General features: G+C 71.4%; 11 protein-coding genes. 9 read left to right on the top strand and 2 right to left on the bottom strand.

Annotated elements, in window-relative coordinates:
- Positions 1 to 10: 10 nt before the first annotated feature.
- Positions 11 to 439, bottom strand: coding sequence for a metallopeptidase family protein (locus OG782_RS13900; protein WP_406450763.1), 429 nt, complete (start codon positions 437 to 439; stop codon positions 11 to 13).
- 323 nt (positions 440 to 762) lie between these two features.
- Here OG782_RS13900 and OG782_RS13895 point away from each other — a divergent pair, with 323 nt between their 5' ends.
- The 8 genes from OG782_RS13895 to OG782_RS13860 all read left to right on the top strand — a co-directional run bounded on the left by OG782_RS13895 (position 763) and on the right by OG782_RS13860 (position 9,767).
- On the top strand, positions 763 to 1,140 hold the full coding sequence (locus tag OG782_RS13895; protein WP_406450761.1) for a DUF3499 domain-containing protein: 378 nt from the start codon (positions 763 to 765) through the stop codon (positions 1,138 to 1,140).
- A gap of 93 nt (positions 1,141 to 1,233) precedes the next feature.
- The gene (locus OG782_RS13890) at positions 1,234 to 2,610 is read left to right on the top strand and encodes a phosphomannomutase/phosphoglucomutase (RefSeq protein WP_406450759.1); all 1,377 of its coding nucleotides are present in this window, start codon (positions 1,234 to 1,236) and stop codon (positions 2,608 to 2,610) included.
- Between the two features lie 818 nt (positions 2,611 to 3,428).
- Entirely contained in the window at positions 3,429 to 3,611 is a 183-nt protein-coding gene (locus tag OG782_RS13885) for a Trm112 family protein (protein ID WP_328894320.1), read from the top strand.
- A 51-nt stretch (positions 3,612 to 3,662) separates the two neighbouring features.
- Positions 3,663 to 4,799: an SIS domain-containing protein gene (locus tag OG782_RS13880; RefSeq protein ID WP_406450757.1), complete on the top strand. Its 1,137-nt coding sequence runs from the start codon at positions 3,663 to 3,665 to the stop codon at positions 4,797 to 4,799.
- A gap of 137 nt (positions 4,800 to 4,936) precedes the next feature.
- Positions 4,937 to 6,172 (top strand): mannose-6-phosphate isomerase, class I, encoded by a 1,236-nt coding sequence (gene manA, locus OG782_RS13875; RefSeq protein WP_406450755.1) that lies wholly within the window; start codon positions 4,937 to 4,939, stop codon positions 6,170 to 6,172.
- An 88-nt stretch (positions 6,173 to 6,260) separates the two neighbouring features.
- Complete coding sequence (locus tag OG782_RS13870; protein ID WP_406450753.1) at positions 6,261 to 7,292, top strand: cation diffusion facilitator family transporter; 1,032 nt, start codon at positions 6,261 to 6,263, stop codon at positions 7,290 to 7,292.
- Positions 7,293 to 7,539: 247 nt separating this feature from the next.
- A complete protein-coding gene (ahcY, locus tag OG782_RS13865) occupies positions 7,540 to 8,997 on the top strand; it encodes an adenosylhomocysteinase (protein ID WP_406450751.1) in 1,458 nt (485 codons plus the stop codon).
- Between the two features lie 158 nt (positions 8,998 to 9,155).
- Entirely contained in the window at positions 9,156 to 9,767 is a 612-nt protein-coding gene (locus OG782_RS13860) for a hypothetical protein (RefSeq protein WP_406450749.1), read from the top strand.
- 160 nt (positions 9,768 to 9,927) lie between these two features.
- Here OG782_RS13860 and OG782_RS13855 read toward each other — a convergent pair whose 3' ends face one another.
- Complete coding sequence (locus tag OG782_RS13855) at positions 9,928 to 10,959, bottom strand: RDD family protein (RefSeq protein WP_406450747.1); 1,032 nt, start codon at positions 10,957 to 10,959, stop codon at positions 9,928 to 9,930.
- A 119-nt stretch (positions 10,960 to 11,078) separates the two neighbouring features.
- On the opposite strand from OG782_RS13855, the gene OG782_RS13850 reads away from it, so the two are divergent.
- Positions 11,079 to 12,086: a stage II sporulation protein M gene (locus OG782_RS13850; protein ID WP_406450745.1), complete on the top strand. Its 1,008-nt coding sequence runs from the start codon at positions 11,079 to 11,081 to the stop codon at positions 12,084 to 12,086.
- Positions 12,087 to 12,273 lie beyond the last annotated feature (187 nt).

Genomic DNA, 12,273 nt, shown 5'->3' with positions numbered 1-12,273 from the left:
GCCGCCGGCGCTACTCCTGTCCGTACCGCGGATCGACCGACTCCGGCGAGAGCCCGAGCAGTTCCGCCACCTGCTCCACCACGACCTCGTGCACCAGCAGCGCACGCTCGTCGCGGTTCTTGGTGCGGATCTCCACCGGGCGCCGGTAGATGACGATCTGCGCCGGCCGTTGCTTCTCCGCGGACAGCGCGCTGCCCAGCGGCACGATCTCCTCCGCGGTCTCCGGCACGTCGAGGACCACGAAGTCGACCTCGGCCAGCTGCGGCCAGCGGCGCTCCAGCCGCTCCACCGAGTCCTGCACGAGATCGCGGAAGCTGTCCGCCCGGCTGGCCGACAGCGGCACCTGGGGCGGGGCGACGGGGCCGCGCATGCCGCGGCCGTGCCGGTCTCGGCGCCGCGGTCGCGGCTCGGACGAGTGGGGCGGTACGGGACTGTCCATCACTGACGCAGCGTAACCCTGCGCGGGAACCAGCGGACCGCGGCTGCCCGGGAGGGCCGGGGTCTGTCCGCTCTTGAACAATCCGGCCATACGGGAGCCCGTTTCAGGCCCCGCTCCCGATCGCCGATCTCCCGCCCCGCGACGGGTTTTGGGCCGAGCGGCGACCGGAAACGCTGCCGTCACGCCCGGTGGCGCTCTGTTCCCGTGCAGGTCAGGGGAGTTGCCCGGGAAGCGGCTGTGCACGAGGTCACAGGGCGACACGGTGGGGTGGGCCGGGGGAGAGTCGTCGCAGCCCGCTCAAGAGTGCGGTACCGTCCAATATCGTGAGCCCTGTACGTCGCTGTTCGCGCACCGCGTGCGGCCGCCCTGCCGTCGCGACACTGACGTACGTCTATGCCGACTCGACTGCGGTCCTCGGCCCGCTCGCCACCTACGCCGAGCCCCATTGCTACGACCTCTGTGCCGAGCACAGCGAGCGGCTGACCGCGCCCCGCGGCTGGGAGGTCGTCCGGCTCTCCGACCCCTCCGCGCCCGTCCGCCCCAGCGGTGACGACCTCGAAGCGCTCGCCAACGCCGTACGGGAAGCGGCGCGTCCGCAGGACCGCGGGGACGGGACCAGGGGCGGCGGCCCGCGCGCCGCGGAACCGACGGAGGTCGGCCGCAGGGGCCACCTCCGCGTACTGCGCTCACCCGACTCCTGAGGCGGGACCACTCCCCGGCGCGCCCGGAGCGTGAGGCGTTCCCGGCCGCCGGGTAGTTTGGCGGTCCGAAGAAACCCTCAGGAGGACCGGCCCGTGACCGCAGATCTGTCGCAGCTCGTGAAGGCCTACGACGTACGCGGAGTCGTGCCCGATCAGTGGGACGAGGCGCTGGCCGAACTGTTCGGGGCGGCGTTCGTCGAGGTGACGGCCGCGGCCGCGATCGTGATCGGCCACGACATGCGCCCCACGTCCCCCGCCCTTTCGGGAGCCTTCGCCCGGGGCGCGGCGGCCCGCGGCGCCGACGTCACCATGATCGGCCTCTGCTCGACCGACCAGCTGTACTACGCGTCGGGAGCCCTGGACCTGCCGGGCGCGATGTTCACGGCCTCGCACAACCCGGCGCAGTACAACGGCATCAAGATGTGCCGCGCCGGCGCCGCCCCGGTGGGCCAGGACACCGGCCTCTCCGAGATCCGCACGCTGGTCGAGAAGTGGTCGGAGACCGGCGCACCGCAGCCGGCCGCCACCCCCGGCACGGTCACCGGACGCGACACGCTCACCGACTACGCCGCCCACCTGCTGTCCCTGGTCGACCTGTCCGCGATCCGCCCCCTGAAGGTGGTCGTGGACGCGGGCAACGGCATGGGCGGCCACACGGTCCCCACGGTCTTCGAGGATCTGCCCGTGGAGCTCGTACCGATGTATTTCGAGCTGGACGGCACGTTCCCGAATCACGAGGCCAACCCGCTCGACCCCAGGAACATCGTCGACCTCCAGGCCCGGGTGGTGGCCGAGGGCGCCGATCTGGGCCTGGCCTTCGACGGCGACGCGGACCGCTGCTTCGTCGTGGACGAGCGCGGCGCGGGCGTCTCCCCGTCGGCGATCACCGCCCTGGTCGCGGCCCGGGAACTGGACCGCAACGGCGGCCGGGGCACGGTCATCCACAACCTGATCACGTCCCTCTCGGTCCCCGAGGTCGTACGCGAACACGGCGGCACCCCGGTCCGCACCCGGGTGGGCCACTCCTTCATCAAGGCGGAGATGGCCGCACACGGCGCGATCTTCGGCGGCGAGCACTCCGCGCACTACTACTTCCGCGACTTCTGGAACGCCGATACGGGCATGCTCGCCGCCCTCCACGTCCTGGCCGCCCTCGGAGGCCAGGAGGAGCCCCTCTCGGCCCTGGTCGCCCAGTACGACCGCTACACCGGATCCGGCGAGATCAACTCCACGGTCGACGACCAGCCGGCCCGTACCGCAGAGGTACGAGCAGCCTTCGCCGGCCGCGAGGGCGTCACCACCGACACCCTGGACGGCCTGACGGTCACGGCCCCCACCTGGTGGTTCAACCTCCGCGCCTCCAACACGGAACCGCTGCTGCGCCTGAACGTCGAGGCCGGTGACGAGGAAACGATGACAGCGGTACGCGACGAGGTCCTGACCCTGATCCGCCAGACCCCCACCCCCTGACCCACCCCCACCCCCTGACCCACCCCCACCCCCTGACCCACCCCCACCCCCTGACCCACCCCCACCCCCTGACCCACCCCCACCCCCTGACCCACCCCCACCCCCTGACCCACCCCCACCCCCTGACCCACCCCCACCCCCTGACCCACCCCCTCCGAGGCCTCCTGTGGCCTTTCGGCCTCTGCGGCCCTTCCGGCCTCTGTGACCTTCCGTTTCTGCGGCCTCTGCGTTTCTGCGTTTCTGCGTTTCTGCGGTCCTGCGGTCCTGCGGCCCTGCGGCCCTGCGGTCCTTGCGAGGCCTCCTCCGCCCCAGTCCATCCGGCCTCTCCGGCTCTTGCGAGGCCTCCTCCGCCCCCAGCCCCTCCGGTCTCTCAGGCCCTCCGAGGCCCCCTCTGCCCTCCGGCCCATCCGGCCTCTCCGAGGCTTCCTCCCGCCCCAGCCCCTCCGCACCCCCAGCCCCATTCCAGCCCCTCCGGCGTTTGAGGAGCGGGGTCCGGGGCGGAGCCCCGGTTACGGGAAGGGGCGGGGAGGGGAACAAGCCCGCCGCAGGCGCACCCCCACACCGCACCCCCCCACACCGCACCCCCCCCCGCACCGCACCACCCCCACACCGCACCACCCCCGCACCGCACCACCCCCACAACCGCCCCGCCCCCCAACCCCGGCCGGACGGCCAGGCCGCGCCCCCGCCGCCCCGGCGGTAGGCTAACCTCGCCCGTTCCAAGAGGCATGCACAAGATCAACTGAACAAGATCAACCGCACACGCGGAACCCGCACCATCACCACCCACTCGCCGCCCGCCCGAAGGGACCCACCCCATGCCGCTCGAAGCCGGCCTCCTGGAGATCCTGGCCTGCCCGGCCTGCCACTCCCCCCTCGATGACCGGTCGGCGGCCGACAGCCCCGAACTGATCTGCACCGGCAAGGACTGCGGCCTGGCCTACCCGGTACGGGACGGCATCCCCGTCCTCCTCGTCGACGAGGCCCGCCGCCCCGCGTAACCGGCCCCACACCCCGCACGGTGATCGGCACGTGATCGGAGGACCGTCCCCATGCTCGACGAGTCGTTGCTCGACGCCCCGGAAGCCCTGGCCCGAGCCGACCGCCGCGGTCTGCTCCGCGGCGCCGCCGAGGCCGGGGCCCGGGTCCGTACCGCCGCCCGGCACGCCGCGGAGGCCGGGATCACCGAGCTGAATCCGGAGGGCCGCCCGCGCGCCGTCCTGGTCGCCGGCTCAGGTACCGCCGCAACCGGCGTCGCCGATCTGATCGCTGCTCTCGCCGGCGCCTCCGCGCCGGTCACGCGCATCCACCCGACCGGCGTCGCCCCCGCCACGGGCGCGATGCGCTGGACGCTGCCCGGCTGGGCGGGCTCCCTCGACCTGCTGCTCGTCGTCACGGCGGACGGGGCCGAACCGGGCCTCGCCCTCCTCGCCGAGCAGGCGTACCGCCGCGGCTGCACCGTCGTGGCCGTCGCCCCCCGGCAGTCACCGCTGCACGAGGCGGTCGACGGGGTGCACGGCCTCGTCGTACCGATGGCTTCCGCCCCGCACGGCGAGTACGACGCCGAGACATCGGCGGCCGGCCCCGGCACCCTGTGGGCCCTGTTCACCCCGCTGCTCGCGCTGCTCGACCGCGTCGGCCTGGTCACGGCGCCCGCCGAGGCGCTCCAGGGCGTCGCCGACCGCCTGGATCGCACGGCGGAACGCTGCGGACCCGCCGTCGCCACGTACAGCAACCCGGCCAAGACCCTGGCCGCCGAGCTCGCGGACAGCCTGCCCCTCGTCTGGACGGAGGGCGACGCCGCGGGGCCGGTCGGTCGCCGGTTCGCCGCGGTGCTGGCCGAGCTCTCGGGCCGCCCGGCCCTCGCCGCCGAACTCCCCGAGGCGCTCCCCGCCCATGGGGCCCTGCTGGCCGGGGCCTTCGCGGCCGGAGCCGACCCCGACGACTTCTTCCGCGACCGCGTCGATGAGTCCGAACCCTTGCACGCCCGGGTCGTCCTGCTCCGCGACCGGCCCACGGGCGGCCTGAGCGCCGCCCCCGCGGCCCGCGAGCTCGCCCTGGGCCACGACACGGCGATCAGCGAGCTCGAACCGGAGGAGGGCAGCAAGCTCGAAGCCCTCGCGGAACTCCTCGCGGTCACCGACTTCGCCGCCGTCTACCTGGCCCTCGCCTCGGCAGCCCGCGCCTGAACCACCCCGGGTAGACGTCACCACATCCAGCGAACACCCCCGCACCCAGCGAACACCACCGCGTCTCGCGAGGCGCGCACCTCGCAAGGCACACATCTCGCAAAGCACGCATCCCACAAAGCACGAGGACGACTTTCATGGACCGGCTCTCCAACACCGTGCGCCCGTACGCCTGGGGCTCCACCACCGCCATCCCCGCCCTGCTCGGCATCGCCCCGACCGGCGAACCGCAGGCGGAGATGTGGATGGGCGCCCACCCCGGAGCCCCTTCCCTGATAACCCGCACCGCACCCGCACCCGCCCCCGGCACGGCACCGGACTCGACGCCCGGCTCAACCCCCGGCCCGACTCCGGCAGCCCCCGTCGAGCAGCCCCTCACCGATGTCATCGCAGCCGACCCGGCCCGCGAACTCGGCCCGGCCACCGTCGAGAAGTTCGGCCCCCACCTGCCCTTCCTCCTCAAGCTCCTCGCCGCCGGCGCCCCGCTCTCCCTCCAGGTCCACCCGGATCTCACCCAGGCGCAGCAGGGGTACGCGGACGAGGAGCGCCGGTCCGTCCCGATCGACGCCCCGCACCGCACGTACAAGGACGCCAACCACAAGCCCGAGCTGATCTGCGCGCTCACCCCCTTCGACGGCCTGTGCGGCTTCCGCCCGCCCCTTGAAGCGGCCGAGGCGATGGAGGGGCTGGGCGTCGACTCCCTCAAGCCGTACGCCGATCTGCTCCGCGCCCACCCCGAAGAGGCCGCCCTGCGCGAGGTCCTCACGGCGATCCTGAGCGCGGACCCGGAGCAGATGAGGCAGACGGTGACCGCCGCGGCGGCCGCCGCCGAACGGATCGGCGGCGCCTACGCCCCGTACGCCCGCATCGCCCACCACTTCCCCGGCGACGCCGGTGTCCTCGCGGCCATGCTGCTGAACTACGTACAACTCCAGCCCGGAGAGGCCCTGTTCCTCGGCGCCGGAGTCCCGCACGCCTACCTCGACGGCCTCGGCGTCGAGATCATGGCCAACTCGGACAACGTGCTGCGCTGCGGCCTGACGCCCAAGCACATCGACGTACCCGAACTCCTGCGCATCGTCCGCTTCGAGGCCACCGAACCGGGGATTCTGCGCCCGGAGGCCTCCCCGTCCGGCGAGGAGGTGTACGAGACGCCCGTCGACGAGTTCCGGCTCTCCCGCTTCGACCTCTCACCCGGCGCCGCCCCCGTCGCACTGACCGCGGCGACCCCCCAGATCCTGCTCTGCACGGCCGGCACCCCGCGGGCGGGGGAGCTCGTCCTCACGCCGGGCGAGTCGGTCTTCGTGCCGGCCGGCGAGAAGACCGAAGTGTCCGGTACGGGTACGTTGTTCCGCGCCACAGTGGTGGCCTGACGTACCGTCCGCACGAGCGACTGCAACAATGTCCGGCCGTACCGCGGCCGCCGGAGCCGCAGCACCGAAGAAGGGACACCAGGCACCCATGAGTGCGTCAGGCGGAACCAAGGCGATCGTGGCGGCACTCGGCGCCAACCTCGCGATCGCAGTGGCTAAATTCGTGGCGTTCCTGTTCAGTGGCTCGTCGTCGATGCTCGCGGAGAGCGTCCACTCGCTCGCCGACTCGGGCAACCAGGGACTGCTGCTGCTCGGCGGCAAGCGGGCCAAGCGCGAGGCCACCCCCCAGCACCCCTTCGGATACGGGCGCGAGCGCTACATCTACGCCTTCCTCGTCTCCATCGTCCTGTTCTCCGTGGGCGGCATGTTCGCGGTGTACGAGGGCTACGAGAAGATCAAGCACCCGCACCAGATCGAGGCCTGGTACTGGCCGGTGGGTGTCCTCGTCTTCGCGATCATCGCCGAGAGCTTCTCCTTCCGTACGGCGATCAAGGAGTCCAACGAGACCCGCGGTTCGCTCACCTGGACCCAGTTCGTCCGCCGCGCGAAGGCGCCGGAACTGCCCGTCGTGCTGCTCGAGGACCTGGGCGCCCTCATCGGCCTGATCCTGGCGCTCGCCGGCGTCGGCCTGGCGCTGGGCACCGGCGACGGTGTGTGGGACGGCATCGGCACGCTCTGCATCGGCATCCTGCTGATCGTCATCGCGATCGTCCTGGCAGCCGAGACCAAGTCCCTGCTGCTCGGCGAGGCCGCCGGCACCGACCAGGTCGACAAGATCAAGGCGGCGGCCGTCGACGGCGAGACCGTCACCGGCATCATCCACATGCGCACGCTCCACCTCGGTCCGGAGGAACTGCTGGTCGCCGCCAAGATCGCGGTCCGGCACGACGAGACGGCCACCGAGGTCGCCAACGCCATCAATGACGCCGAGGCCCGCATCCGTGAGGCGGTCCCGATCGCCCGCGTCATCTACCTGGAACCGGACATCTACAACGCGGCGGCCGCCGCGGCCGGCACCAACCCGGCCAAGGAACCGGGCGGAGCAACGGGCGGGGCCACATCCGGCGAGACCCCCGGCACCCCCGAGACCCCGTCCGGCTCGACGGAATCCGGCCACTGACCGCATCCGTTGCGCCTGTGAGGCCGCTCCCGGACCGGGTGGGCTGGGAGCGGCTGGGCCGTTCGGTGTAGATTCGACGGCAGTGTCAGACGTCGCTGCTGATGGCGGTCGATCGGTCCGTACGCCGGACCGGCCGAGGGAGAGAGGGCCTCCGACGGACTGCGCTGCGAGCGCCCGGGCATTCCTGTGCCCGCCGCCGCAGAGCCGCCCTACCCACCCTCGACCCCATTACGAGGAGCAGCCCGTTATGACGACGGTCGCCAATCGACAGGACTTCAAGGTCGCCGATCTCTCCCTCGCGGCCTTCGGCCGCAAGGAGATCACCCTGGCCGAGCACGAGATGCCCGGCCTGATGTCGATCCGCAAGGAGTACGCCGCCACGCAGCCGCTGGCCGGCGCCCGCGTCACCGGCTCACTGCACATGACCGTGCAGACGGCCGTGCTGATCGAGACCCTGGTCGCCCTCGGCGCCGAGGTCCGCTGGGCCTCCTGCAACATCTTCTCCACCCAGGACCACGCCGCAGCAGCCATCGCGGTCGGCCCGAACGGCACTCCGGAGGCCCCCGCGGGCGTCCCCGTCTTCGCCTGGAAGGGCGAGACGCTCGAGGAGTACTGGTGGTGCACGGAGCAGGCCCTGACCTGGCCGAACACCCCCACCGGCGGTCCGAACATGATCCTCGACGACGGTGGTGACGCCACCCTCCTCGTCCACAAGGGCGTCGAGTTCGAGAAGGCCGGCGCAGCCCCGGACCCGTCGACCGCGGACAGCGAGGAGTACGCCCACATCCTCACCCTGCTGAACCGCACCCTCGGCGAGGCCCCGCAGAAGTGGACCCAGCTGGCGTCCGAGATCCGCGGCGTCACCGAGGAGACCACCACCGGTGTGCACCGGCTGTACGAGATGCACCGCGACGGCACCCTCCTGTTTCCGGCGATCAACGTCAACGACGCGGTCACCAAGTCGAAGTTCGACAACAAGTACGGCTGCCGTCACTCGCTGATCGACGGCATCAACCGCGCCACCGACGTCCTGATCGGCGGCAAGACCGCCGTCGTCTGCGGCTACGGCGACGTGGGCAAGGGCTGCGCGGAGTCCCTGCGCGGCCAGGGCGCCCGCGTGATCATCACCGAGATCGACCCGATCTGCGCGCTGCAGGCGGCGATGGACGGCTACCAGGTCGCCACTCTCGACGATGTCGTCGAGCAGGCGGACATCTTCGTCACCACGACGGGCAACAAGGACATCATCATGGCCGCCGACATGGCCAGGATGAAGCACCAGGCCATCGTCGGGAACATCGGCCACTTCGACAACGAGATCGACATGGCCGGCCTCGCCAAGATCGACGGCATCGTCAAGGACGAGGTCAAGCCGCAGGTCCACACCTGGACGTTCCCCGAAGGCAAGGTCCTCATCGTCCTGTCCGAGGGCCGCCTGCTGAACCTGGGCAACGCCACCGGCCACCCCTCGTTCGTGATGTCCAACTCGTTCGCGGACCAGACCCTGGCCCAGATCGAGCTGTTCACCAAGCCCGAGGAGTACCCGACCGACGTCTACGTGCTGCCCAAGCACCTCGACGAGAAGGTCGCCCGACTCCACCTGGCCGCGCTCGGCGTGAGGCTCACGACGCTCCGCCCCGAGCAGGCCGCCTACATCGGCGTCGAGGTCGAGGGTCCGTACAAGTCCGACCACTACCGCTACTGATCCCGCCACGCCCGGTGGGGGTCTGCCGGTGACCGGTCACCGGCAGACCCCGCACACGCGGTGATTCAGCAGCAGCTACGAACGCAGGCCCCCGCACCCCCGTGTCGGGGGCCTGCGCCGTACCGCACCCGCACAGCCCGAGGAACCCGAAGGACCCCATGCCCCGCGGCCGTTATTCGCTCCACGATCTTCACGACCACACCCCCCTCGGCGAAGAACACTTCCATTGCGCGCCCGGCCCGTCCGGCTGGCGTTACGTCTCCCAGACAACCGCCCCGTCCGGCGATCACCTCGGATCCCTCGACCTCACCCTCGACGAACTCGGCCGCCCCATCCGTCTCGAACTGCATGCCGCGAGCTGGCAGGTCCGCGGCGCCGCCCTCGAAGGCGTCACCTGGGTCCGTACCGATCCGACCGGCACACATGCCACCGAAGACAATGTCCGCGCACACGGCTTCTCCGGTATGTCCCCCGCATTCCTCATCGCGACCGCACGGCTGCTGCGACTCACCCCCGCTTCCCCCGAGACCCGTCTCCGCGTCGTCACCTTCACGGACCCGGTGCTCGCCCCCCGTACGGTCGACCAGTCCTGGGCCCTGGTGAACAGTGAAGCGCACCCCACTGACAACGGCCCTCTGACAGTGGACGAATACCAGGTCAGCGCTCTGGACACCGGTGAACAGCACACCGTCCACATCGCCGGCGACGTGGTCGTCTCGGCCCCTGGCATCGAGCTCGAAGAACTGGAATCCCCGCCCTCCGACCGCTAAGGGCTGTCCCGTAATCCCTGGCGGGCGCACGACGACAGCTACGGCGCCTCGCCGCGTTGTCGGAACGCCCGAATACGTCCAGTATGCGGACGTCCCTCCGCCTTGCGATGCACCGCATCTGACGCCGCGCGCTGATCCGCCAGGGATTACGGGACAGCCCTTAGGCGGGCGGAGCGAATCCGGTAGCGGGCGGCCTCGGCGGCTCCGCCGCCCCGGGCGCCACCGGCCCACTCGCCACGGCAGTCCGGTCAGGGGCCGCAGGGGCAGAGGAAGAAGGGGAAGAGGGGGAAGAAGCAGGGGCAAAGCGGGTCACGGGGCCCGGGCCGGAAGCTCCGACGGGAGCTCCGGAAGGACCCCCGCTCCACGGCGTCGCCACTCCGCCGGCCACCCCCGCCAGCCCCGCCTGCGGTCCCGCCCCGAAGGGATCACCGGCCGCGTTCCGGGCGGCGGCGGAAACGCGGCGCGTGTCCCGCGCCTGCCGCTCGTTCACCACGGCTGCCAGATATGCGGCGGCAGGCACGCGGACCGGCGCAGGAACCCCGGTCCGCGCAGCGACCTCCCCGGCCAGCCGCTCCGCCATGGTCCGGCCCACCGCGGCATCCAGCTGGTGCATCCGCGTCAGGTACTGACGAACCGCCAGCCACAGGTCGTCCGGTACCGCAGACAGGTCCAGCCCGGAGAACCGTCCGACCAGCCAGGGCGGCGGAGGCGGAACAGCAGCGGCGCGGCCCGCCGGAACCCGTTCCCGTACGACGAGAGTCCCCGCGAAGACATCCCCGAGCCGCCGCCCGCGCGCCGACACCAACGACGCGATGGAGGCTACGACCCCGAGAGTCAGCAGGATCTCCACGACCCCCATCGCCCCGCGCACCAACGCGTGCCGGAACCGGATGGGTCCTCCGTCGTCCCGCACCACCCGCAGCCCGCACGCCAGCTTCCCCAGCGAACGGCCATGGCTCAGCGTCTCCACCGCGATCGGCGCCCCCACCAGAACGAGCAGGAAGGTCGCGACGGTCACCGCCGCCACCGCTGCGTCGTCCAGCGTGGCCGTTGCGATGGCCATCCCGAGCGACACCAGCACGAACGCCGTCACCACCACCACCAGATCGATGGCCAGAGCCAGGGCCCGGCTCGGAAGTTTCGCCGGCCTCAACCCCAGCACGACCGCGTCCCCGGTCACGAGCTCATTCATCGCCGCCCACCCTTCGCCGACCATCCCTGCCCCTGGGGGCCACAGTCTGCCAAGCTGACCCGCAACGCGCCGCAGTTGTACGGACCGGCACACACCCATGCCTGGAGCAGCAGCCGATCATGGACCTCGACGTCTTCGTCAACGCCCACCGCATCGAGTGGGACCGCCTGGACCACCTCCTGCGCCGCGGGCGCAGGCTCACCGGCGCGGAAGCCGACGAACTCGTCGACCTCTACCAGGGCACGGCCGCGCATCTCTCCCTGATCCAGTCCAGCGCCCCCGACCCACTGCTCACCGCGCGACTCACGCAGTTGGTGGCCCGCGCCCGGTCCACGGTGACCGGCACCCGCCGCGCCTCCTGGCGCGACGCCGCCCGCTTCCTCACAGCGGGATTTCCCGCAGCGGTCTACCGCTCCAGACACTGGTGGATACCCACCGCTGTCCTGTCCACGTTCCTGGCCGCCGTAATGGGCTGGTGGATCGGTACCCATCCGGAAGTGCAGTCGGCCATCGCCGCCCCGGACGACCTCCGCCGCCTGACGAGCCCGGGCGGGGAGTACGAGACCTACTACTCGAGCCACCCGGCGGCTTCCTTTGCGGCCCAGGTATGGACGAACAACGCCCAGGCCGCCGCCATGTGCCTCGTACTGGGCGCATTTCTCTGCGTCCCGGTGATCTGGATCCTGTTCGTCAACGTGCTGAACCTCGCGGTGGGCATCGGCCTGATGTCCTCGGCCGGCCGCCTCGACACCTTCCTCGGCCTGATCCTTCCGCACGGCCTGCTCGAGCTCACAGCGGTCTTCGTCGCCGCGGGCACCGGCCTGCGCCTCGGCTGGACGGTCATCGACCCCGGCCCCCACACCCGCCGCACAGCCCTCGCCCAGCAGGGGCGAGCCGCCATCGGCATGGCCATCGGGCTGGCCCTCGTCCTGTTCGTCTCGGGCGTCATCGAAGGCTTCGTCACCCCCTCCGGCCTCCCGACCTGGGCGCGCATCGCCACAGGGGTCACCGCCGAGCTGGCATTCCTTGCCTACGTCTACATCCTGGGCGGCCGAGCGGCCCGGGCCGGCGACGCAGGCGACATCGCAGTGACCGAGCGAAGCGCCGAGCTGCCCGTCGCCGCCTGATGTGCATACGCCCCCGCTGACCTGCTAGTCTCCTCCTCGCCCCAAAAAACCGTTGACACGGAGGACTGGGGGAGGTAGATTCGAACGGTTGCCTCGAACTGGACAAGTTCGGGCTCAGCAAGTTAGAGTTACCTCGCTCTCACCGGAAATTGAATTTCCGCAGAGCCATTGATTCCCACTCTCTGGA

It is taken from the genome of Streptomyces sp. NBC_00876, from assembly GCF_045207435.1.
Classification (GTDB): Bacteria; Actinomycetota; Actinomycetes; order Streptomycetales; family Streptomycetaceae; genus Streptomyces.
This window is presented reverse-complemented; position numbering and strand designations above follow the sequence as displayed.